Below are 20,652 nucleotides of genomic sequence, written 5' to 3'. Positions count from 1 at the left end.
GACTAGGCCTGTGGACAACCAACTGAGCCTTACCTCACAAGCTGCGGGCCCTGGGCAGGTTCTACGCTGGTGAGGCTCGCCAATGGAGGCGGGTCGCCGTCTGCCGAGTGAGGAATGGGCTGAGATGCCTGAGTTCGCGTACACCGATCTGCTCCCCATGGGAGAGGACACCACCCCCTACCGGCTGGTGACCTCCGAGGGTGTCTCCACCTTCGAGGCCGACGGGCGCACGTTCCTCAAGGTCGAGCCGGAGGCGCTGCGCAAGCTCGCCGAAGAGGCCATCCACGACATCCAGCACTACCTGCGCCCCGCGCACCTGGCGCAGCTGCGGCGCATCATCGACGACCCCGAGGCGTCGGGCAACGACAAGTTCGTCGCCCTCGACCTGCTGAAGAACGCGAACATCGCGGCGGCGGGTGTCCTTCCGATGTGCCAGGACACCGGTACGGCGATCGTCATGGGCAAGCGCGGGCAGAACGTCCTGACCGAGGGCGGTGACGAGTCGGCGCTGTCGAAGGGCATCTACGACGCGTACCTGAACCTCAACCTGCGCTACTCGCAGATGGCCCCGCTGACCATGTGGGACGAGAAGAACACCGGCTCCAACCTCCCCGCGCAGATCGAGCTGTACGCGACCGACGGCGGCGCCTACAAGTTCCTCTTCATGGCCAAGGGCGGTGGCTCGGCCAACAAGTCCTTCCTCTACCAGGAGACGAAGGCCGTCCTGAACGAGGCCTCCATGATGAAGTTCCTGGAGGAGAAGATCCGTTCGCTGGGTACGGCCGCCTGCCCGCCGTACCACCTGGCGATCGTGGTCGGCGGTACGTCGGCCGAGTACGCGCTGAAGACCGCGAAGTACGCCTCCGCGCACTACCTCGACGAGATCCCGGCCGAGGGCTCGGAGCTGGGGCACGGCTTCCGGGACAAGGAGCTGGAGGAGAAGGTCTTCGAGCTGACGCAGAAGATCGGCATCGGCGCGCAGTTCGGTGGCAAGTACTTCTGCCACGACGTGCGCGTGGTGCGCCTTCCGCGGCACGGTGCGTCCTGCCCTGTCGCGATCGCCGTGTCCTGCTCCGCGGACCGGCAGGCCGTCGCGAAGATCACCGCCGAGGGTGTGTTCCTGGAGCAGCTCGAGACGGACCCGGCGCGGTTCCTGCCGGAGACGACCGACGAGCACCTCGACGAGGCCTCCGACGTCGTGAAGATCGACCTCAACCAGCCGATGGACACGATCCTCGCCGAGCTGACGAAGTACCCGGTGAAGACCCGGCTGTCGCTCTCCGGTCCCCTGGTCGTGGCCCGTGACATCGCGCACGCCAAGATCAAGGAACGCCTCGACGCGGGCGAGGAGATGCCGCAGTACCTGAAGGACCACCCGGTGTACTACGCCGGTCCGGCCAAGACCCCCGAGGGCTACGCGTCCGGCTCCTTCGGTCCGACGACGGCCGGCCGTATGGACTCCTACGTCGAGCAGTTCCAGGCGGCGGGCGGCTCCAAGGTGATGCTGGCGAAGGGCAACCGTTCCGCCCAGGTCACCAAGGCGTGCGACGCCTACGGCGGCTTCTACCTCGGCTCCATCGGCGGGCCGGCCGCCCGTCTCGCCCAGGACTGCATCAAGAAGGTCGAGGTCGTCGAGTACGAGGAGCTCGGCATGGAGGCGGTCTGGAAGATCGAGGTCGAGGACTTCCCGGCGTTCATCGTGGTGGACGACAAGGGCAACGACTTCTTCAACAACCCGACGCCTGCCCCGACGTTCACGTCGATCCCGGTCCGCGGGCCCGGGCTGGCGTAGCCCCCTCGGGGCGACCGGACTGTCTTTCGCCCCCGCCGCCCCTACCCGTCCCATCCCCAGGGGCTGCCGCCCCTTCGACCCCGCTCCCAGGGGGCTCCGCCCCCTGGACCCCCATCGGCCCGAAGGGCCTCGCCCTCAAACGCCGGACGGGCTGAAGGCACCGGTGGGTGGGGGTGGGACGGCGAACATGTCTCCGTTCGGCTCAAGTCCCGGAACATCGTGGCGTCCTCGATCGCTGTACCCGGTATGAGCGACTACCGCATCGAGCACGACTCCATGGGCGAAGTACGCGTTCCGGCCGAGGCCAAGTGGCGGGCGCAGACGCAGCGGGCCGTGGAGAACTTTCCCATCTCGGGGCAGCGGATCGAGCGTGCCCACATCGAGGCGCTCGCACGGATCAAGGGTGCCGCGGCGAAGGTCAACGCCGAGCTGGGGGTGCTCGACAAGGACATCGCCGAGGCCGTGCAGGACGCGGCCGGTGAGGTCGCCGAGGGGCGGTGGGACGAGCACTTCCCGATCGACGTGTTCCAGACGGGGTCCGGGACCTCGTCCAACATGAACACCAACGAGGTCATCGCCACGCTGGCGACCGAGCGGCTCGGCCGGGACGTGCATCCCAACGATCACGTCAACGCCTCGCAGTCCTCCAACGACGTCTTCCCGTCCTCCATCCACATCGCCGCCACTGCCGCCGTCACCCGGGATCTCATTCCGGCGCTGGAGCACCTCGCGGCCTCCCTGGAGGCCAAGTCCGAGGAGTTCGCCGACGTCGTGAAGTCCGGGCGTACCCATCTCATGGACGCCACACCCGTCACCCTGGGGCAGGAGTTCGGCGGGTACGCGGCCCAGGTGCGGTACGGCGTCGAGCGGCTGAACGCCTCCCTCCCCCGCCTCGCCGAGCTCCCGCTGGGCGGTACCGCCGTCGGCACCGGCATCAACACCCCGCCGGGCTTCTCCGCCGCCGTCATCGACGAGGTGGCCCGCGTCACCGGGCTGCCGCTGACGGAGGCGCGCGACCACTTCGAGGCGCAGGGGGCCCGCGACGGGATCGTGGAGACGAGCGGGCAGCTGCGGACCATCGCGGTCGGGCTCACCAAGATCGCCAACGATCTGCGGTGGATGGCCTCGGGGCCGCGCACCGGGCTCGCCGAGATCTCCCTTCCCGATCTTCAGCCCGGGTCCTCGATCATGCCCGGCAAGGTCAACCCGGTCATTCCCGAGGCCGTGCTCATGGTCGCGGCCCAGGTCGTCGGCAACGACGCCACCGTCGCCACCGCCGGGGCCGCCGGCAACTTCGAGCTCAACGTCATGCTGCCGGTCATCGCCAAGAACGTACTGGAGTCCGTCCGGCTGCTCGCCAACGTCTCCCGGCTCCTCGCCGACCGGACCGTCGACGGGATCGTCGCGCACCGCGAACGCGCCCGCGAGTACGCCGAGTCGTCACCTTCCGTGGTCACACCGCTGAACAAGTACATCGGGTACGAGGAGGCCGCCAAGGTCGCCAAGAAGGCGCTCGCGGAGCGCAAGACCATTCGTCAGGTCGTCGTGGAGGGCGGGTACATCGAGCGGGGCGACCTCACCGTCGAACAGCTCGACGAAGCGCTGGATGTCCTGCGTATGACGCGTCCGTAACCATTGTCGTCCCGGACGCGAACCGTGACGCGCACCGCAGCGTCGTATGGCCATGGCACCTAATATCTGTTCATGGCAGACGGTGGAGCGGTGAGAGCGGCGGAAGCGGGTAGAACGACGTCCTTCTGGGAGCCCGGGAGTCAGATCCTGTGGCGGTACCGGGAGAACGGCGCCGCGCGTTTTCACATCGCACGCCCTGTCACCGTCGTCCGGGACGACCACGATCTGCTGGCCGTGTGGATGGCCCCCGGCACCGAGTGTGTGAAGCCCGTCCTCGCCGACGGCACCTCGGTGCACGCGGAGCCGCTGGAGACCCGGTACACCAAGCCACGGACCGTGCAGCGGGACCGCTGGTTCGGCACCGGTGTGCTGAAGCTGGCGCGGCCGGGCGAACCGTGGTCGGTGTGGCTGTTCTGGGAGTCGGGCTGGCTGTTCAAGAACTGGTACGTGAACCTGGAGGAACCGCTGGCCCGTTGGGACGGCGGGGTCGACTCCGAGGACCACTTCCTGGACATCTCCGTGCACCCGGACCGCAGTTGGCACTGGCGCGACGAGGACGAGTTCACGCAGGCCCAGCGGGACGGGCTGATGGACTCGGCGCAGGCGGAACAGGTGCGTCGGGCCGGGCGTTCGGCGGTGGAGGTGATCCGCTCCTGGGGCACCCCGTACTCGGACGGCTGGCAGCACTGGCGCCCGGATCCGTCCTGGTCGGTACCGTTGCTGCCGGAAGACTGGGACCGCACGCCCGCGCACATGTCCTCATGAGACCCTTGATGCGCCCCCGGGCAACAAACGTAGGATCGTCCTCCGCAAGAGCGCGCGGCGGCAACTACCGGAGCGTGCATCGAGCTTGAGCATTCGTCACCGAGGGGCGGCAGGACGTGAGCGAGGGGTACGAGGGCAACACCGGTACGGAGGCAAGACGCTCCGCCGGTGGCACAGGAACATCCTCTGACCACGCGGGAATTCCGTTCCTGGGGCACGTATACCGGGTATCGGCATTTCGGCGGGACGAACTGAGCGCGAGGCGCGCAGCCACCGACGGACGGATTCGACACGCGTGACGGAGCAGCCCACCTCCTTCGAGCGCCCCCAGCCGGGCGCCGACCCCGCGGACCCTCGCGGGGCGCTCCTGCGTGCCTCCACGCCCCCGCACAGCGCCTTACCGGCACAGGCCCGGGCCGGCGAGACGCCGCCCCCGGGGTCCGACTTCACGACACCGGTGTCCGGCGGCGACCCCGAGCACTCCCAGCCCACCGTGGCCGCCGAGCCGGACACCCACCGTCCGCGACCGGTGCCCGAGGCCGTCCCCGCCCCGTCGGAGGCCGTGTCCGACGGCCCTGAGCGGCGGAGCGGACAGAGTCAGGCGCTCGGCCGGCCCACGCCGATGCGCCGGGACGGCGACCGGCTGCGGTTCGTGGGCGCCGCGACCCGGCGGATCGCCCGTGGCATCGACCTCGACGAGATCGTGATGGGGCTGTGCCGGGCGACCGTGCCGACCTTCTCGGACGCGATCCTGGTCTATCTGCGCGACCCGCTGCCGGTCGGCGACGAGCGGCCCACCGGCCCGCTGGTGCTGCGGCTGCGCCGTACCGACCGGATACCGGAGGAGCGGGACACCGAGGGCGGTTTCGCCGTGCCCGCGCCCCAGCCGGAGCCAACCGAGCTGACCGAGCTGTCGGCCGTCACCGCCGAGCTGTGCGAGGTGCGCACCGGCGGCGCGCTGGCCGAGGTGCTGCGGGGCGTACGCCCCGTCTTCACGGACTCTCCGGCGGCCCGCGCCGCGCTGCCGGAACTCCTCGGCGAGGGCAGCGAGTTGATCGTCCCCGGCGGCCGGCGCGCCATCCTGGCCCCGCTGCGCGGTCGGCGCCGGGTCATCGGCGCCGCACTGTTCCTGCGCCGCCCGGAGCGCATCGCCTTCGAGCCGGACGACCTCCTGGTCGCCGCCCAGCTCGCCACGCACAGCGCGCTCGGCATCGACAAGGCCGTGCTGTACGGCCGTGAGGCGTACATCGCCGACGAACTCCAGCGCACCATGCTGCCGGAGACGCTCCCGCGGCCGACAGGTGTCCGGCTGGCCTCGCGCTATCTGCCGGCCGCCGAGACCGCGCGGGTCGGCGGCGACTGGTACGACGCGATCCCCCTGCCGGGGAGCCGGGTCGCGCTGGTCGTCGGCGACGTCATGGGGCACTCCATGACGTCGGCCGCGATCATGGGCCAGCTGCGCACGACGGCCCAGACGCTCGCGGGTCTCGACCTGCCGCCGCAGGAAGTACTGCACCACCTCGACGAACAGGCCCAGCGGCTCGGCACGGACCGCATGGCGACCTGCCTCTACGCCGTCTACGACCCGGTCTCGCATCGCATCACCATCGCCAACGCCGGCCATCCGCCGCCCGTCCTGCTCCACCTGGGCGGCCGGGCGGAGGTGCTGCGGGTGCCGCCGGGCGCGCCGATCGGTGTCGGCGGCGTCGACTTCGAGGCCGTGGAGCTGGACGCCCCGGCCGGGGCGACCCTGCTCCTGTACACCGACGGGCTGGTCGAGTCGCGCCTTCGGGACGTGTGGAGCGGCATAGAGCAACTGCGCGAGAAGCTCGCCGCGACCGCGCAGTTGACCGGGCCGGATCATCCGCCGCCGCTGGAGGCGCTGTGCGACGAGGTGCTCGACATGCTCGGACCGGGCGACCGGGACGACGACATCGCGCTGCTCGCCGCCCGCTTCGAGGGGATCGCGCCGAGTGATGTGGCGTACTGGTTCCTGGAGCCGGAGGACGCGGCACCGGGGCGTGCCCGGCGGCTGGCCCGACGCGCCTTGTCCCGCTGGGGACTCGAGGACATGTCCGACTCGGTGGAGCTGCTGGTCAGCGAGGTCGTGACCAACGCCGTGCGGTACGCCTCGCGGCCGGTGACGTTGCGGTTGCTGCGGACCGATGTGCTGCGCTGCGAAGTCGGCGACGACGTGCCTCAGTTGCCGCGGCTGCGGCAGGCCCGGGCCACCGATGAGGGCGGGCGGGGGCTGTACCTCGTCAACAAGCTGGCACGCCGGTGGGGAGCGACCCGGCTGAGCACCGGCAAGGTGGTCTGGTTCGAGTTGAACCGAAGCTGAGAAGACGAAGGGCGCCCGGCGGATGCCGGGCGCCCTTCGTTCTGCCCTACTGATCGTCCCCCGGGTCCACCGGATCCTCCGGAATGCCATCCGTCGGTGGCTTCGTCGTCGGCGTCTGCGTGGGCGTCTGCGTCGGAGTCTGGGTCGGGGTCTGCGTGGGTGTCTGCGTCGGAGTCTGGGTGGGCGTCTGCGTGGGTGTCTGCGTCGGAGTCTGGGTGGGCGTCTGGGTCGGGGTCTGCGTGGGCGTCTGCGTCGGCGTCCACGTCGGCTCGACCGCCGCGCCCTGGTCGGTGTCCAGGTCGAACTCGGCGGACGTGGACGTCACACCGAACATGTACGCCGACCAGATCTGCGCCGGGAAGCCACCGCCGTTGACGCGGTCGAAACCGCCGGCGTTGTACATCTTGGCCTGGGCCTTGGTCTTGTAGTCCTCGCCGAACAGACCCACCGAGGTGACCAGGTCCGGGGTGTAGCCGGTGAACCAGGCCGACTTGTTGTCGTCGGACGTACCCGTCTTGCCCGCGACCTCCTGGCCGTCGCGCTTGGGATTCTCCCGGACGGACGTCTGGGCCGTACCGTCGTCGACCACACCGGTCAGCACCGAGGTCACCGTGTCGGCGGTCTCGCGGCTGATGACCTGCTCGCCGATCGGGTCGGGCATCTCGACCTCGCTGCCGTTGCGCTCGGCCGACTTGATGATGGTCGGGGTGACCTTCTTGCCGTGGTTGTCGAGGGTGGCGTAGACCCCGGCCATCTGGATCGGGCTCGCGCCCATCGTGCCCAGGGTGTAGGCAGGCAGCGCCTTCAGGTCACCGGTGTCCATGCCGAGGTCGGCGGCGGTCTTGAGGACCTTGTCCATGCCGACGTCGACGCCCAGCTGCGCGAAGACGGAGTTGATCGACTTGTTCATCGCCGTCTGGACGGTGACGTCGCCGTAGTCCCGGTCGTCCTCGTTCTCCGGGGCGAAGGCGATGTCGCTGCCCTCGACGGGACGCTTGCTGGTGCCGTCGTAGACCGTGCTCGCGGTGATCTTCTTGTCGTCCTGGGTCACCGCGCCGTCCTCCAGGGCGGCGGCCAGAATGACCGGCTTGAACGTCGACGCGGGCTGGTAGTCGGTGCGGTTGGCGTTGCTGAAGAAGTGCGTGGTGTAGTCCTCGCCGCCGTACAGGGCGACGATCTTCCCGGTCTTCGGGTCGACGGAGGCGGCGCCGGCCTGGATGTTCTTGTCGACCTTGCGCTTGTCCGGGTCCAGCTTGTCGGTCAGCTGGGCCTTGACGGCCTTCTCCAGCTGCGCCTGCTTCTTCTTGTCGATGTTCAGGGTGATGGTCCAGCCGCCCCGGTCGTACTGGGCCTCCGCCTCGTCCTGGGTGAGGCCGTCCTGGGTCATCAGCTGCTTGACGAGCTGCTGCTTGGCGAGCTTGACGAAGTAGCCCTTCTGCCCCTTGAGCCCGGACTCGGCCTTGGGCTCCTTGGGGGTCGGGAACTTCATCTCCGCGCGCTTCGAGGCGTCCAGCCAGTTTTCCTCGACCATGTTGTCCAGGACGTAGTTCCAGCGCTGCTTGACCAGCTTCTTGCTGTAGTCCGAGGCGGTGGCCCAGTCGTACTGGCTCGGCGCCTGCAGCAGCGCGGCGAGGTAGGCGCCCTGCTGGACGCTCAGGTCCTCGGCGTCGACGCGGTAGTAGGCCTGCGCGGCGGCCTGGATGCCGTAGGCGGTACGGCCGTAGTAGCTGGTGTTGATGTAGCCCGCGAGGATCTCGTCCTTGGACTGCTGGCGGTCCACCTTGAGGGAGATCACCAGCTCCCTGAGCTTGCGGGTGACCGTCTGGTCCTGGGTGAGGTAGTAGTTCTTGACGTACTGCTGGGTGATCGTCGAACCACCCTGCTTGCCCTTGCCGGACAGCGTGTTGAGCAGACCGCGGGCGGTGCCCTTCAGGTCGACGCCGGAGTCCTGGTAGAAGGACTTGTTCTCGGCGGCGACGAAGGTGAGCTGGACCTCTTTGGGGATCTTGGCGAGGTCCACGGTCTCGCGGTTCACCTTGCCGTCCCGGACCAGGACGTCGCCATTGCTGTACTTGATGGTGTTGCTCTGGAGCTCGGCCTGCGCGTTGCCCTCGGGGACCTGCACCATCATGTACAGGACGATGAAGGCGCCGATGCCGAGCAGGCAGAAGCCGAGGAACGTGCCGAGGATCTTCTTCCAGGTGAAGAGCCGGCGTATGACGCTCTTCTCGCTGCCGCCGCTCGCCATCCTGGACGAACGGCCCTTGGGCGCGGCGCGGCGACCGCCGCGCTGCCGCGCTCGTCTTTCTTCCGCTCGTCCCATGGGTCCGTTCCGCTCCGCTTCGCTCGTGTGTGCGCATGCGTCACACAGGTTCGCCGCTCAGGTCAGCTCAGAAAGCTAACACCGGGAGATGTGACAAAGGGCGCCCGATCCGGTCTTTTGCGGACGTGACAATCAGCACCCGTTCCTTACGGAACTGACGAGCGAGTGGTGTGAAGGGTTGCCTTGGAGGGTAAAAGTGATATCACTTAGCTAGAACTGAGCTAGCCGTACGAGAACATTCGAGAACCGGGGGACCACCCATGACCACCCGCGACGAGACCACCGTCGACGTACCCGCCATGCCCGCCCCACGCGTGCGGGAGTTCACCGCCCACAGCATCGGCGGCGGACTCGCCCTGCTCCTCGGGCTGCTGGGACTGTTCGCGGGCGCCGGAATGATTGCGGGCGCTACGGCGGTCTCGGCGACCGGCGGGAAGGCCGCGCTGATCGTCGGCGGGATCCTGGTCGGACTCGCCGCGTTTCTCGCCATGTGCGGGCTGAACACGGTGGCGCCGGGCGAGGCGCGGGTCGTGCAGCTCTTCGGGCGCTACCGGGGGACGATCCGGCAGGACGGGCTGCGCTGGGTGAACCCCTTCACCTCGCGCACCAAGATCTCGACGCGGGTGCGCAACCACGAGACGGCCGTCCTGAAGGTCAACGACGCCTACGGCAACCCGATCGAGCTCGCCGCGGTCGTGGTGTGGCGGATCGAGGACACCGCGCAGGCCACCTTCGAGGTGGACGACTACATCGAGTTCGTCTCCACCCAGACCGAGGCGGCCGTCCGGCACATCGCCATCGAGTACCCCTACGACGCTCACGAGGAGAGCGGTCTCTCCCTGCGTGGCAACGCCGAGGAGATCACCGAGAAGCTCGCCCTCGAACTCCACGCGCGCGTGGAGGCGGCCGGCGTCGAGATCATCGAGTCCCGCTTCACCCACCTCGCATACGCTCCCGAGATCGCCTCGGCGATGCTCCAGCGGCAGCAGGCCGGGGCGATCGTCGCGGCGCGGCGGCAGATCGTGGACGGGGCGGTCGGGATGGTCGAGGCGGCGCTCGCCCGGATCAGCGAGCAGGACATCGTGGAGCTGGACGACGAACGCAAGGCGGCGATGGTGTCGAACCTGATGGTGGTGTTGTGCGGGGACCGTGCGGCACAGCCCGTCCTGAACACGGGGACCCTCTACCAGTGACGGAGGAGTCCGCGCCGAAGCGGCGGCCGCAGCAGCGCAAGCAGGTGCTGCTGCGGCTGGACCCGTCCGTGTACGAGGCGCTGGCCCGGTGGGCCGGGGACGAGTTGCGGTCGGCGAACGCACAGATCGAGTTCCTGTTGCGGAAGGCCCTGGCGGACGCGGGGCGGCTACCGGGCGAGGCCGGGCCCATCCCGCGCCGGGGGCGGCCACCGGTGGATCCGGAGGCCTGAGATCCGTGTAGCAGAACCGTGACAATCGGCCCCCACCTGCGATTCAGCACCCACCCACGCCACCTACACACTCGGCGTATACATGCCGTGTATACGCCGCGTGTACAGTCCTCCGCATGTCCATCGGTCACACCCTCTTGGGACTCCTGGAGTCCGGACCCCGCCACGGCTACGACCTGAAGCGGGCCTTCGACGAGAAGTTCGGTCACGACCGGCCCCTGCACTACGGCCAGGTCTACTCGACGATGTCGCGCCTGCTGAAGAACGGGCTCGTCGAGGTCGACGGCATCGAGGCCGGCGGCGGGCCCGAGCGCAAGCGGTACGCGATCACCGAGGCCGGCATCACCGACGTACAGCGATGGCTGGCCACGCCGGAGAAGCCCGAGCCGTATCTGCAGTCGACGCTGTACACGAAGGTCGTCCTGGCGCTGCTCACGCACCGCGACGCCGCCGACATCCTCGACACACAGCGCTCGGAGCATCTGCGCATGATGCGGATCCTCACCGACCGGAAGCGGAAGGGGGACCTCGCCGATCAGCTCATCTGCGACCACGCCCTGTTCCATCTCGAAGCAGATCTGCGCTGGCTGGAACTGACCGCCGCGCGTCTCGACAAGCTCGCACAGGTGGTGGCCGAATGACTCCCGCTGGTTCCCTGCTCGTGGCCGACGACCTGCGCAAGGCGTACGGCCCGACCCTGGCGCTCGACGGCGCCCAGTTCTCCATCCACCCGGGCGAGGTCGTCGCCGTGATGGGCCCCTCCGGGTCCGGCAAGTCCACGCTGCTGCACTGTCTCGCCGGGATCGTGACGCCCGACTCGGGCTCGATCATGTACGGCGGGCGCGAGATGGCGACGATGAACGACGCCCAGCGCAGCGAGCTGCGGCGCTCCCAGTTCGGGTTCGTCTTCCAGTTCGGCCAGCTCGTCCCCGAGCTGACCTGCGTGGAGAACGTCGCCCTGCCGCTGCGGCTCAACGGCACCTCCCGCAAGGAGGCCGAGCGGACCGCCCTGACGTGGATGGAGCGGCTGGAGGTCGACGACCTGAAGAAGAAGCGGCCGGGTGAGGTCTCCGGCGGGCAGGGGCAACGTGTCGCCGTGGCACGGTCGTTGGTGACCAGCCCGCGCGTGCTGTTCGCCGACGAGCCCACCGGCGCGCTCGACTCGCTCAACGGCGAGCGCGTGATGGAGCTGCTCACCGAGGCCGCGCGGTCCACCAATGCGGCCGTCGTACTGGTCACGCACGAGGCGCGGGTGGCGGCCTACTCCGACCGCGAGATCGTCGTACGGGACGGGAAGTCCCGGGACATGGAGCGAGTCGTATGAAGCAGTGGACGCGGGACCTGGGGATGGGGGTCAGATTCGCGTTCGCGGGGGGACGCGAAGGCTGGATCCGGGTGCTGCTGACGGCGGTCGGGGTGGGGCTCGGGGTGGCGCTGCTGCTGCTGACCACCGCGATCCCGAGCGCGATGTCGGCGCGGGACGACCGGGAGGCCGCGCGGACCGACATGTCGTTCAGCGGGACCAGGATCAAGAAGGCCGACGACACCCTGATCGTCGGATACATCACCACGACCTATCACGACAAGAGCGTGCGGGGCCGGGAGTTGGAGCCCGAGGGGCCCAAGTCGCCGCTGCCGCCGGGGCTCTCCGCCTTCCCCGCGGCGGGCGAGATGGTGGTCTCCCCCGCGCTGAAGAAGCTCCTGGAGTCCGGCGACGGGAAGGTGCTGCGGGAGCGGCTGCCGGACCGGATCGTCGGGACCATCGGGGAGAGCGGTCTGATCGGCTCGGCCGAACTCGCCTTCTACCGCGGCGCCGAGGGACTCGCACCCAAGATCGATGGCGGCGTCGTGGACCGCATCGAGCGGTTCGGGGCCCCGCAGCAGTCCAAGGAACCGCTGGATCCCGTACTGCTCCTGCTGATCCTCGTCGTCTTCGCGGTACTGCTGACGCCCGTCGCCGTCTTCATCGCGGCGGCCGTGCGGTTCGGCGGCGAGCGGCGCGACCGGCGGCTCGCGGCCCTGAGGCTGGTGGGCTCCGACGCGCGGATGACCCGGCGGGTCGCGGCGGGCGAGGCGATGGCCGGAGCCATGGTGGGCCTGGTCCTGGGCGCCGGCTTCTTCATGATCGGGCGTCAGATCGCGGGCTCCGTGGAGCTCTTCGACTACAGCTTCTTCCCGAGCTATCTCAACCCCTCGCCCCTGCTGGCCCTGCTGGTCGCCGTCGCGGTGCCCGCGGCCGCCGTGCTGGTCACCCAGCTGGCGCTGCGCGGTGTCGTCATCGAGCCGCTGGGCGTGGTGCGTACGACGAAGCCCTCGCGGCGCCGGCTGTGGTGGCGGCTGCTGCTGCCGCTCGGCGGGCTCGCGATGCTCTACCCGATGATCGGCCAGGGACGCGACGGCGGGAACTTCAACCAGTACCTCACCATCGGTGGCGTCATGCTGCTGCTGGTCGGCGTGACCGCGCTGCTGCCCTGGGCTGTCGAAGCGGTCGTCTCCCGGCTCGGAGTGGGCCCGGTGGCCTGGCAACTGGCGGTCCGCAGACTCCAGTTGAGCAGCGGCACAGCGGCCCGCATGGTCAACGGCATCGCGGTGGCGGTGGCCGGCGCGATCGCCCTGCAGATGCTGTTCGCCGGAGTCGACGGCCAGTACACGGAGCGCAAGGACGAGAACGTCACCGGCGCGCAGATCGCCGTACAACTGTCCACGGGGAGTCCGGTCGCCGAGGCCAAGGAGAAGCTCGCGGCGACCCGGGGCGTCACGCGCGTCTACCACCTGTCCGACGGATACCTCGGAAGCAGCCGCGTCGACCCCCAGAACTTCGCCCCCGTGTCCGTCGGCACCTGTGCGGCCCTGCGCGAGGTCGCGAAGCTCCCTTCCTGCCGTGACGGCGACGTGTTCGTCCTGCGGGTCGGCGACTACGCCTACGACACGGACAAGATGGTCAAGAGCGGCAACAAGCTCTGGTTCGACGACTCCGACGACAGCGCGACGACGAAGTCGGTCGCCTGGACCGTCCCGAAGGACTTCAAGGTCGTCCAGGGCACCGAGGACTCGGCCCGCGTCGGGCGCGCGGGCGTGCTGCTGACACCGGCGGCGCTGCCCTCGGGAGCCGCCCCACTGCTCACCCCCGAGGTGTATCTGGGGCTCGACAACGCGGTGCCGGACGCCATCGAGTACGTCCGCAACACGACGGCGGCCATCGACCCGTACCAGGAGCCCATCCAGTTCACGTCCTCCGTGCGCGACGAGAACTACGCCTCGATCCGCGGTGGCCTGTTCGTCGGCGCCACCTGCGTCCTGATGCTGATCGGCGCGAGTCTGCTGGTCTCCCAGCTGGAGCAGCTCCGTGAACGCAAGAAGCTGCTGTCCGCCCTGATCGCCTTCGGCACCAAGCGCTCCACGCTGAGCCTGTCGGTGCTGTGGCAGACGGCGATCCCGGTCGGCCTCGGGCTGGTGCTGGCCTCGACGGTGGGGCTGACGCTCGGCGCGGTCCTGCTGAAGATGACGAACACCCCGGTGTCCGTGGACTGGGCGGGCGTGCTGTCGATGACGGGCGCGGGCGCCGCGGTCGTCCTGGTGGTGACGCTGCTCAGCCTGCCGCCGCTGCTGCGGCTGATGCGGCCGGACGGGCTGCGCACGGAGTAGTCGGTACGACGGTGGGGCCCCTCCGGTTCGGGAGGGGCCCTTTCCGTGTGCTCAGAGGCTGTACTCCCGTACCACCCGCCGCACTTGGGCGAAGAGCATGCCCACGTTCACCGACTTCCGGCAGACCACCACGGCCACCACGTCCTGCTGTTCGTTCAGCCGGATGAACAGGTGGGTGAGGTTCTCGCTGTTGACCAGGATCTCCTGGAAGAAGTGGTTGTCACCGCCCATCCCGCGGCGTTCCTTGAAGACGTCCTCGATCATCACGACCGTGCGGCCCTGGAACAGGTCGAGAGTCGCACCCGCCAGCAGGTCCAGGACCTCCGGCGGATGGTTCTCGACGGTCTCGTACGAAAGGAGCATGCCGGTGGACATGTCGACCACGCCCGAGGCCACACAGTCGGGCGCATCGGTACGCAGTGACTTGACCAGGCCCATCACCTGATCGGAGAAACCGGGGGTCATACGCTTCGTCGCCACCCTTCAGACTCCTTCCGCTGCCTTGTGCGTGAGGATCGAGCCGATACGGTCGAGAGCGGGCTGGGTCGCCCGGTGCAGTCGGTCCACGTCCATGCCCTCGTCGCCGATGACGACCATCAGGGCGGTGTCGCCGACCGCGTAGAACGCCGCGCAGCCGTGACTGCCGTACGTCACGGTCTGGCGCAGGGTGCCCCGGGCGGTCGCCTGGGCGGTGCGGCGGGCGAGACCGAGGCCGGCCGCGGCGAGGGCGGCGAGGCCCTCCGGATCGATGGAGTCGGCGGTGTCCGCCGCGATGAGCAGTCCGTCGGCGGCGGCGACCGCCGTATCGGTGATGCCGGTCACCTGTTCGCGCAGTCCACGCATTTCCAGCGCCAGTGCTTCGTGATCCATGTATTCAACTCCCCTATTTCTGTTCGGATCTGTTCGGCTTCTTCATTCGAGGGCTCTTTTTGGGGCTCATTTGGGGGATCATTTGGGGGCTCCGTTTCGCAGCCGGAAGAATCCGCCGGGTTTACGGCGGGGCAGGGTGCCGGGGACAAGCGGCGGGGCGGTGGGAGGCGACGGGTCGCGCTGCCGCACCCCCTCGTCGGGGATGGGGAGGACCGGGATCGGGGTGGGTGCCGCGGCGCACTCCAGGAGCCCCTCGCCGAGCATCCGGGCCATCTCGACGGTGACGGTGTAGACGCCACGCCCGGTGCGGAAGGCCAGGTCACGGGCGGTGCTGCGGCCGTCGACGTGGGTGAGCAGCTCGCGTTGGAGCGCGGTGAGAGGGCCGGCGTCCATGTCCGGGACCGGATGCGGACGCTCACGGTCGGGGTGCACGGGGTGCGGCAGCGCGGCCAGGGCGGTGAGCCTGCGGGTGCCCTCCTGGAGCAGCCGCTTCGATGCCTCACCGACGGCGACCGTGGCGAACGGCTCGGTCTCGGCGACACGTTCACAGCCGTGCACCCGGCCGGCGAGGACGGCGAAGACCGCGTCGTGCAGCGCCATCACACACACGACCCTGAGCTGGGCGGCCCCGGCATAGCCGCGCGCGATCAGTCCGGCCGCCGGCCAGCGCGCCCCGCCCGACTCCCGTACCAGCGCGGCCCATTCCTCCCCGCTGACCCGGCCCGAACGCAGCAGCAGCGCCTCGGGTCCGGGGGCGCCGGGACTCTGCGCGCCCACGACGAGCCCGTTGCGCAGATGGAGGGTGCCGCCGGGCGCTCCGGCCACTCTCAGCTCCCCGGTGAACTCCTCGCGCCCGCACAGCGTCAGGGCGTGTGCCAGCAGGTCGTGACCGACCTGATCGAGGTCGAGGGGGTCGCGAAGGCCCGACATCACTCCCCCTGGCATTTCGCACATACGCCTGGCGCGTAGCACTCAGGGGGGTATGTGTATCAGCCGCGAGGCATATTTCGGCCGGGTTATTCCGAGCTGCTCCCAGCTGACGGAAATTGAAGCGTAGAGCCGTTCAATTCGCTTTGTTCGGCGCTCATTTGAACGATTCTCAGGCGACTGTCTCCGAACTGCCGACGAGCCTGACGGGCAGCGGCCGCAGCGCCTCCCGCAGTGCGGTGGCCAGTTCGCCGTACTCGGCACCGCGCGCCGCTCCCGTCCGCATGGCGAGGGCGATGCGGCGGGACGGGGCGGGCTCGGCAAAGTTTCCGGTGAGGAGGTGGGTGCTGCGGGACGTCTCGACCTTGACGGTGGTCCGCGGCAGCAGCGTCACCCCGAGTCCGCCGGCGACGAGTTGGACGAGCGTGGACAGTCCGGCGGCCGTGGTGGTGACGGGGGCGTCGGCCCGCCCGGCCTCCCGGCAGATGTCGAGGGCCTGGTCGCGCAGGCAGTGCCCCTCGTCCAGGAGCAGCAGGTTGAGTTCCTCGAGCACCTCGCGGGTGATGCCCTCGCGGCCGTCGAGCGGGTGGCCGAGGGGGGTGACGAGCACGAAGTCCTCGTCGAAGAGCGCGAGTTCGACGACGCCGGGCACCCCGAGCGGTACGGCGAGCAGCAGCAGGTCCAGGCGGCCGGTGGTGAGGCCGTCGATGAGGTTGGCGGTCTGCTCCTCGTGGACCTGGAGGTCGAGGTGCGGGTAGCGGTCGTGGACCAGGTTGAGGACGGTGGGCAGGAGGTACGGCGCGAGTGCCTCGACTCCCACGAGCAGGTACTCCGCAAGGCGGGCGTCGACCGCGAGGTCATCCAGGAGTCCTTCAAGATCGCCTCGATCGTCCAGGCGATCGGCGTGACGCTGGACGCGGAAGCGATCCTCGCCGACTAGTCCGCCCCATGCTCCGGGCCTCGCTCACCCCTGGTGGGCGGGGCCCTCCTTGGTGCCGGGGGCGTCCGTCGGAGGGGATGCGGGGGCGACGTCCATCGCCGTGGCGCCCCGTGGCCGGGGCGACTGCTTCAGGGCCTGTTCCCGGGAGTACGACCGCAGATAGCCGACCACCGTGTTCGTGACCGCGACCAACGGCACCGCGACCACCGCACCGCCGATCCCGGCGACCATGCCGCCCGCGGCGACGGACAGGACCACCGCCAGCGGGTGGACCCGGACCGCGCGGCCCAGGATGAACGGCTGCAGGATGTGCCCCTCGATCTGCTGCACCGCCAGCACGACCGCCAGGGACATGACCGCCGTGAACACGCCCTGTGTCACCAGCGCGACCACCACCGCCAGGGCGCCCGAGACGACCGCGCCCACCAGCGGGATGAACGCGAACAGGAAGATGAAGACCGCCAGCGGAACGGCCATCGGGACACCCAGGAAGTAGATGCCGAGGCCGATGAAGATGGCGTCGATCAGAGCCACTATCACCGTGCCGCGCACATAGGCCGTCAGCGTGCGCCACGCTCGCGGGCCCGCACCCGCGACGCCTGGCCGCGCCGCCGCCGGCACCAGCTTCAGCGTCCACTCCCAGATACGCTTGCCGTCGTAGAGCAGGAAGAGCGTCGAGAAGGCGGCGAGCAGGATGCCCGTCAGCGCCTCGACGACGACCGTCACACCTTCCAGACCGGCCGACGTGATCTGGTCCGTGTTCGCGCCGACCGCTTCCCGCAGGTTCTCGGCGATGTCGTTGATCTGCTTGTCCGTGACATGGAACGGGCTGTTGAGCAGCCAGTTGCGCAACTCGTCGATGCCGTCCTGGACCTGGTCGGAAACGTTGTCGATGTTCTCCATGACCTGCCAGGTCACGAACCATCCGATCAGGCCCATCACGACGAAGCCGAGAATCGCGGTGAGCGCGGTCGCGAGGCCGCGCGGAACGCCGTAGCGCCGCAGCCACGCCACCGTCGGCTGGAGCAGCGCGGTGATCAGCAGCGCGGCCACGAAGGCGAGGACGACGAGTTGTACGGCGCTGATGACCCGCATGAGGACCCAGACCGTGCCCGCCAGGACGAGCAGTCGCCAGCCGGCCTCGGCGGCGACGCGCATGCCCCACGGGACCGCCTGCGCGGGATCGGGGCGGGGAGTCGCGGCGGGGGGTGCTTCGTCGGTGGGCGGCGGGGGCTCGTCGGGAGGCGAGACCTCCTCCTCGCGCTCCGCCTCCGCTCGGCGCTCGTCCAGCCGGTCACCCATCTCGGTCAGTCCGTGGCCGAGCCGACCGAGCCACTCAGGCACTCGCGACATGATCCGTGTCCGTCCCTTTCCCCCGTCTTTCCCCACCACTCCCCCCTGGAGCCTGTGAGTCGTCCGTCAGACCGTACAACAGGGCGAAAGCCCCCCACCGTAGGACGGTGAGGGGCTGCGCGGGGTTGAGCGTCGGCCGGGGCCGGGCGGCTCTAGTACCAGTTGTTGGCCTGCCAGAAGGACCAGGCCTCGCACGGGCTGCCGTAGCGGCTGTCCATGTAGTTGAGGCCCCACTTGATCTGGGTGGCCGGGTTGGTCCGCCAGTCGTCGCCGACGGAGGACATCTTGGAGCCGGGCAGAGCCTGGAAGAGACCGTAGGCGCCGGAGGAGGCGTTGACCGCCGTGTACTTCCAGCTGGACTCGTGGTCCACGATGTTGCTGAAGCACGTCCACTGACCGCTCGGCACCATCTGGCGCGCCATCGCCTGGATCTGCGCAATGGTGTACGAGCTCTGGACGGGGAAGCTGGAGGAGTCACGGGAGGCGGCGGCGGCCTTGGCCTCGGCGCGCTCCTTGGCGTCCTGCGCCGCCTTCTCGGCGGCTTCCTTCTTCTCGACAGCCGACTGGGCAGCAGCCTTGCGAGCCGATTCCTCGGCGTCCTTCTTGGCGCTCGCGTCGGCGGCGATGGCCTGGACATTGGCCTGCTGCGTCAGGGACGCGGTCTGCACCTGGGCCTGCTGGCCCGCGGGTATGTCCGCGAGGAGCGTCGAATCGGCTACTGCCGCCTCGGCGTCGTTCGTCTGCGCGGTGCTGCCCGAGGCAACGCCGACGACGCTTCCGACAGCGGTGACCGCGGTGGCAGAGGCCACTGCGAATCCCCGGACCGAAATCGGACTCACACGGTTTCCTTCCAGCATCGCCCGCTTCGGTGACCCTGGCGGACGCAATCTTGCCCCTGGCGCTGACCTCCCAACTACTGGGTCACGGGAGGTTCGGGCCCGGTGGGCAACTCCCGTGAGGGAGGCGCCGCGTGGTGCTCGGGCGGCATACGACGGCGGCTATGGAGTTGAAGCTGGTGTTGCTGTGGTGCCGTACCGCTGGGGGTACAGGTGTGTCGTATGCGGGGCCTGACAGGAATGAGACTCTGCCGCAACCGGACGCCGGGTGGCAATTCTGAGTTGCGTGTGAAAGCTCACACCTCGTTTGCCCCTAGGGATTTCAGGAAAGCCGCACACACCGAGGCGCCGCCCGGCTAGGCTCACTGCCTTTCCGAACGGCGCCAACTACTGCGTAACCCTTGTGAAGATGGACGACAGGGTCAGATGTGCCCGTCCTCCAGCATTTCGGTCACAAGGGCGGCGATCTGGGACCTCTCGGACCTCGTCAGCGTGACGTGGGCGAAGAGCGGGTGCCCCTTCAGCTTCTCCACGACGGCGACGACACCGTCGTAGCGCCCCACCCTCAGGTTGTCCCGCTGGGCCACGTCATGGGTGAGGACCACCCGCGAATTGGCTCCGATTCGGGACAGAACGGTGAGAAGTACATTCCGTTCCAGTGACTGCGCCTCGTCCACGATCACGAACGCGTCGTGCAGCGAGCGTCCGCGGATGTGGGTGAGGGGCAGGACCTCGAGCATCCCGCGCGCGGTGACCTCCTCGATGACCTCGCGGCTGGCTACCGCGGACAGCGTGTCGAAGACCGCCTGCGCCCAGGGGCTCATCTTCTCGGACTCGGAGCCCGGCAGATAGCCGAGCTCCTGCCCGCCCACCGCGTACAGCGGACGGAAGACCATCACCTTCTGGTGCTGGCGGCGCTCCAGGACCGCCTCCAGGCCCGCGCACAGCGCGAGCGCCGACTTGCCGGTGCCGGCCCGGCCGCCCATGGACACGATGCCGATGTCCGGGTCGAGCAGGATGTCCAGCGCGATGCGCTGCTCCGCGCTGCGCCCCTTGATGCCGAACGCCTCCCGATCACCGCGCACCAGGCGGATGTTGCCCTCGGGACTGACCCGCCCCAGCGCCTTGCCGCGCTCGGACTGGATCGTCAGACCCGTGTGCACGGGCAGGTCGGCGGCCTCGGGGACGTACACATGGCCTTCCTCGAAGAGGATGTCCACCTGTTCGCCCGGCAGGGTCAGTTCGGACATTCCGGTCCAGCCGGAGGAGCCCGTGATGGCGAGTTCGGCCCGGTACTCCTCGGCGAGAAGACCGACCGAGGAGGCCTTGATCCTGAGCGGGAGGTCCTTCGAGACGACGGTGACGTCGAATCCCTCGGCCTGCAGATTGCGGGCGACCGCGAGGATGCGGGAGTCGTTGTCCCCCAGGCGGTAGCCGCTGGGCAGCACGCTGGGGTCCGAGTGATTGAGCTCGACACGGACGGTTCCGCCGAGTTCCCCGATCGGGATGGGGGCGTCGAGGCGGCCGTGCCGCACCCGGAACTCGTCGAGCAGCCGCAGTGCCTGCCGGGCGAAGTATCCGAGCTCGGGATGGTGCCGCTTGGCCTCCAGTTCCGTCACCACGACGATGGGGAGCACGACCTCGTGCTCGTCGAAGCGGTTCAGGGCGTTCGGGTCGGCCAGCAGAACGCTGGTGTCGAGAACATAGGTGCGCCGGTCTGGCATACGGCGCTTTGTGCTGGTCACCACGGAAGGACGTACCCCCTCGGATGAGGTCGGGGAGCGACGGAGTGGAGCTGGACCGGT

Annotated in this window: 16 protein-coding genes and 2 pseudogenes; 10 read left to right on the top strand and 8 right to left on the bottom strand. The window is 69.2% G+C overall.

What is annotated here, in order from left to right:
* Nucleotides 1-124 precede the first annotated feature (124 nt).
* The 4 genes from OHU89_RS32035 (at nt 125) to OHU89_RS32020 (ending at nt 6,530) form a co-directional block, all read left to right on the top strand.
* Nucleotides 125-1,792 (top strand): fumarate hydratase, encoded by a 1,668-nt coding sequence (locus tag OHU89_RS32035; protein ID WP_405648058.1) that lies wholly within the window; start codon nt 125-127, stop codon nt 1,790-1,792.
* Nucleotides 1,793-2,038: 246 nt separating this feature from the next.
* Nucleotides 2,039-3,424, top strand: coding sequence for a class II fumarate hydratase (locus OHU89_RS32030; protein ID WP_405648056.1), 1,386 nt, complete (start codon nt 2,039-2,041; stop codon nt 3,422-3,424).
* Nucleotides 3,425-3,496: 72 nt separating this feature from the next.
* A complete protein-coding gene (locus OHU89_RS32025; protein ID WP_405648054.1) occupies nt 3,497-4,189 on the top strand; it encodes a DUF402 domain-containing protein in 693 nt (230 codons plus the stop codon).
* Between the two features lie 295 nt (nt 4,190-4,484).
* Nucleotides 4,485-6,530, top strand: coding sequence for a SpoIIE family protein phosphatase (locus OHU89_RS32020; protein WP_405648051.1), 2,046 nt, complete (start codon nt 4,485-4,487; stop codon nt 6,528-6,530).
* A 46-nt stretch (nt 6,531-6,576) separates the two neighbouring features.
* On the opposite strand, the gene OHU89_RS32015 is transcribed toward OHU89_RS32020, so the two are convergent.
* Nucleotides 6,577-8,853 carry a transglycosylase domain-containing protein gene (locus OHU89_RS32015; protein WP_405648049.1) on the bottom strand — a complete coding sequence of 759 codons (2,277 nt, stop codon included), beginning with the start codon at nt 8,851-8,853 and terminating at the stop codon, nt 6,577-6,579.
* Nucleotides 8,854-9,113: 260 nt separating this feature from the next.
* Here OHU89_RS32015 and OHU89_RS32010 point away from each other — a divergent pair, with 260 nt between their 5' ends.
* The 5 genes from OHU89_RS32010 to OHU89_RS31990 all read left to right on the top strand — a co-directional run bounded on the left by OHU89_RS32010 (nt 9,114) and on the right by OHU89_RS31990 (nt 13,921).
* Nucleotides 9,114-10,046 carry an SPFH domain-containing protein gene (locus OHU89_RS32010; RefSeq protein WP_405648047.1) on the top strand — a complete coding sequence of 311 codons (933 nt, stop codon included), beginning with the start codon at nt 9,114-9,116 and terminating at the stop codon, nt 10,044-10,046.
* Nucleotides 10,043-10,276, top strand: a complete 234-nt coding sequence (locus tag OHU89_RS32005) for a hypothetical protein (RefSeq protein ID WP_095046857.1) — start codon at nt 10,043-10,045, stop codon at nt 10,274-10,276. The genes OHU89_RS32010 and OHU89_RS32005 overlap by 4 nt, the downstream gene beginning before the upstream one ends.
* 116 nt (nt 10,277-10,392) lie before the next feature.
* Entirely contained in the window at nt 10,393-10,917 is a 525-nt protein-coding gene (locus OHU89_RS32000) for a PadR family transcriptional regulator (protein ID WP_266822519.1), read from the top strand.
* A complete protein-coding gene (locus OHU89_RS31995; protein ID WP_365391870.1) occupies nt 10,914-11,600 on the top strand; it encodes an ABC transporter ATP-binding protein in 687 nt (228 codons plus the stop codon). The genes OHU89_RS32000 and OHU89_RS31995 overlap by 4 nt, the downstream gene beginning before the upstream one ends.
* On the top strand, nt 11,597-13,921 hold the full coding sequence (locus tag OHU89_RS31990; RefSeq protein ID WP_405648043.1) for an ABC transporter permease: 2,325 nt from the start codon (nt 11,597-11,599) through the stop codon (nt 13,919-13,921). Before OHU89_RS31995 ends, OHU89_RS31990 begins: the two co-directional genes overlap by 4 nt.
* A gap of 51 nt (nt 13,922-13,972) precedes the next feature.
* On the opposite strand, the gene OHU89_RS31985 is transcribed toward OHU89_RS31990, so the two are convergent.
* The 4 genes and pseudogenes from OHU89_RS31985 to OHU89_RS31970 all read right to left on the bottom strand — a co-directional run.
* Nucleotides 13,973-14,401 carry a hypothetical protein gene (locus OHU89_RS31985; RefSeq protein WP_046262352.1) on the bottom strand — a complete coding sequence of 143 codons (429 nt, stop codon included), beginning with the start codon at nt 14,399-14,401 and terminating at the stop codon, nt 13,973-13,975.
* A 3-nt stretch (nt 14,402-14,404) separates the two neighbouring features.
* On the bottom strand, nt 14,405-14,791 hold the full coding sequence (locus tag OHU89_RS31980) for a roadblock/LC7 domain-containing protein (RefSeq protein ID WP_405648041.1): 387 nt from the start codon (nt 14,789-14,791) through the stop codon (nt 14,405-14,407).
* 78 nt (nt 14,792-14,869) lie between these two features.
* On the bottom strand, nt 14,870-15,721 hold the full coding sequence (locus OHU89_RS31975) for a MarR family transcriptional regulator (protein WP_405648039.1): 852 nt from the start codon (nt 15,719-15,721) through the stop codon (nt 14,870-14,872).
* A 169-nt stretch (nt 15,722-15,890) separates the two neighbouring features.
* Nucleotides 15,891-16,529: pseudogene (locus tag OHU89_RS31970) on the bottom strand (LysR substrate-binding domain-containing protein); the annotation flags it as partial.
* On the opposite strand from OHU89_RS31970, the pseudogene OHU89_RS31965 reads away from it, so the two are divergent.
* Nucleotides 16,521-16,658: pseudogene (locus OHU89_RS31965) on the top strand (alkyl hydroperoxide reductase); the annotation flags it as partial. The pseudogenes OHU89_RS31970 and OHU89_RS31965 overlap by 9 nt on opposite strands.
* Before the next feature lie 24 nt (nt 16,659-16,682).
* On the opposite strand, the gene OHU89_RS31960 reads toward OHU89_RS31965, so the two are convergent.
* The 3 genes from OHU89_RS31960 to OHU89_RS31950 form a co-directional block, all read right to left on the bottom strand.
* Nucleotides 16,683-18,011, bottom strand: a complete 1,329-nt coding sequence (locus OHU89_RS31960; protein WP_405648036.1) for an AI-2E family transporter — start codon at nt 18,009-18,011, stop codon at nt 16,683-16,685.
* A gap of 152 nt (nt 18,012-18,163) precedes the next feature.
* Nucleotides 18,164-18,850: a transglycosylase SLT domain-containing protein gene (locus OHU89_RS31955; RefSeq protein ID WP_405648034.1), complete on the bottom strand. Its 687-nt coding sequence runs from the start codon at nt 18,848-18,850 to the stop codon at nt 18,164-18,166.
* A gap of 419 nt (nt 18,851-19,269) precedes the next feature.
* Nucleotides 19,270-20,595, bottom strand: coding sequence for a PhoH family protein (locus tag OHU89_RS31950; RefSeq protein WP_046262347.1), 1,326 nt, complete (start codon nt 20,593-20,595; stop codon nt 19,270-19,272).
* Nucleotides 20,596-20,652: the final 57 nt, after the last annotated feature.

Source organism: Streptomyces sp. NBC_00019 (assembly GCF_045041015.1).
Taxonomy (GTDB): Bacteria; Actinomycetota; Actinomycetes; order Streptomycetales; family Streptomycetaceae; genus Streptomyces.
The sequence above is the reverse complement of the archived record's forward strand: the minus strand, read 5'-3'. Positions and strand labels throughout refer to the sequence as shown.

Coding starts and splice junctions, on each gene's coding strand:
- OHU89_RS31980 (WP_405648041.1), bottom strand. CDS start 14,791: ATGGATCACGAAGCACTGGCGCTGGAAATGCGTGGACTGCGCGAACAG.
- OHU89_RS32015 (WP_405648049.1), bottom strand. CDS start 8,853: ATGGGACGAGCGGAAGAAAGACGAGCGCGGCAGCGCGGCGGTCGCCGC.
- OHU89_RS32010 (WP_405648047.1), top strand. CDS start 9,114: ATGACCACCCGCGACGAGACCACCGTCGACGTACCCGCCATGCCCGCC.
- OHU89_RS31995 (WP_365391870.1), top strand. CDS start 10,914: ATGACTCCCGCTGGTTCCCTGCTCGTGGCCGACGACCTGCGCAAGGCG.
- OHU89_RS32035 (WP_405648058.1), top strand. CDS start 125: ATGCCTGAGTTCGCGTACACCGATCTGCTCCCCATGGGAGAGGACACC.
- OHU89_RS32025 (WP_405648054.1), top strand. CDS start 3,497: ATGGCAGACGGTGGAGCGGTGAGAGCGGCGGAAGCGGGTAGAACGACG.
- OHU89_RS31990 (WP_405648043.1), top strand. CDS start 11,597: ATGAAGCAGTGGACGCGGGACCTGGGGATGGGGGTCAGATTCGCGTTC.
- OHU89_RS31975 (WP_405648039.1), bottom strand. CDS start 15,721: ATGTCGGGCCTTCGCGACCCCCTCGACCTCGATCAGGTCGGTCACGAC.
- OHU89_RS32030 (WP_405648056.1), top strand. CDS start 2,039: ATGAGCGACTACCGCATCGAGCACGACTCCATGGGCGAAGTACGCGTT.
- OHU89_RS32000 (WP_266822519.1), top strand. CDS start 10,393: ATGTCCATCGGTCACACCCTCTTGGGACTCCTGGAGTCCGGACCCCGC.
- OHU89_RS31960 (WP_405648036.1), bottom strand. CDS start 18,011: ATGTCGCGAGTGCCTGAGTGGCTCGGTCGGCTCGGCCACGGACTGACC.